The 1,523-nt window shown below is 27.2% G+C and carries 2 protein-coding genes; both read right to left on the bottom strand.

Features of this window, described 5'->3' with window-relative positions; all coding sequences use genetic code 11:
- Positions 1-98: 98 nt before the first annotated feature.
- Complete coding sequence (locus ASE55_RS03905; protein ID WP_056215841.1) at positions 99-911, bottom strand: hypothetical protein; 813 nt, start codon at positions 909-911, stop codon at positions 99-101.
- Positions 912-924: 13 nt separating this feature from the next.
- A partial coding sequence (locus ASE55_RS03900) for a hypothetical protein (protein ID WP_238584987.1) occupies positions 925-1,523 on the bottom strand: 599 nt, incomplete at its 5' end.

The following is a 1,523-nucleotide window of genomic DNA, read 5'->3' as shown; positions in this document are numbered from 1 at the left end:
CCAGCTGATGCACTTAGGATGGAAAACCCTGATCCCGATGGCATTGGTTAACCTTCTGGACTTATATAATGTATCTTTAAAAAACATAAAATAGACAATTAAATACTAATTATTGAGTTTGCAACTCTTTTTTCACCTCCTATTGGAGTGGTGTAAAATCTTTGTTGAATACCCCATAAAACAAATTTAAGATCATCGTCAGTTTCAATTTTAAACTTACCATCTTCAAATACTACTTGACTATATTCACTTGTATATGAGTATACTGCTTGTTTTTCAGGATCAGATAAATTATTTAATGTTTCCATCACTAATGCAATTCTTTTTCTATTGAGTACTGAAACACTGCTGTTATTAAAATTAGAATCTACTTCAAGAAAATCACTTTGTAAAAAAGAATCAGTTTCGGAAGCTGTGGCTTCCTTATATAACTGATCCATTCCTTTAAAAATTTTTTGAGCAGCTGTTAACCTTTTAAAATATAACGTATCAGAATGCTTATCATATATTGCATCTGCAAATGGATTCACTGTAATAATAGGTTTTTCAGTTTCCAATGTCAACTCGTCAATAGAAAACCATTTTTTACTTATAAAAATGCTGGAATTAATAATTTGAAAGAAATAAAGATTATTCTGTACAGTGCAAATAAATGAAAGTTTTGTAAGATCTCTTCTTGTTATCTGATCATGATTTACAGAATTTAATTCGTTATCTAAAAAATCAAACGAATATCCGGATTGAGAAAATTGTGAAACCTTATACAGTTCTTCATTTTCAATTATTGTAGCAGGATTGTATTCAACACCGACTAAATTTAGTTGTGAAGTATTATACACATCTTCTTCGGTTTCAATTACACGAAAGATGTTATTCTTTCTTTTTACTTTCCCATAAATAAAGGTTGCCATATAAATATTAGTTTTAAAGTTCTATAAATGTATAATTATTAATTCTCCTTAAGTTATCAAAATTGTCATTACCCGGAGCTTTCAGCTGTCGTTTGGTTATCAAAAATATTTTAATATTTGCTGTAGTTTTCACAAAGTAAAAATGATAACCAAATAGTAAAAAAATAGGATTAAAATAAAGCGTTTGTGACAAGCATGTAAAAATATAGATGATTAGAAAAACTACTATTAGTGTAGGAATGTCATTCACACCTAAAGACACAAAGAAATATCCTAAATAAGTTGGTAAAAAGTTATTGTTGGCTAGTTCGATTTCTAAAACAGAGTTCCTTTGTAAATTATCTTTTGGTAAGTTTCTTACAATTAAAAAGCTTAAACCTGTTAGTATTATTGGAAATAAAATAAATAAAAACCAAGAATAATACATCGAATATTTGTCAATATCTTTCAATACATATTTTTCTTTCACAAAAAACACTACTGCAATTAACCACGTTGAATTAAAAGCCAAAAATAGCTGATACACATATTTCATTATTTTTATTTTTTTTAACGTTGAATTAAAAGCCAAAAATAGCTGATACACATATTTCATTATTTTTATTTTTTTTA

It is taken from the genome of Chryseobacterium sp. Leaf201 (assembly GCF_001421435.1).
Taxonomy (GTDB): domain Bacteria; phylum Bacteroidota; class Bacteroidia; order Flavobacteriales; family Weeksellaceae; genus Chryseobacterium.
Note: the sequence above shows the minus strand (reverse complement) of the source record. Positions and strands in the feature narration are given on the sequence as shown.

What these genes read in the sequence shown, in the direction of transcription:
- ASE55_RS03905 (WP_056215841.1), bottom strand. Translation starts at nt 911, where the DNA reads ATGGCAACCTTTATTTATGGGAAAGTAAAAAGAAAGAATAACATCTTT.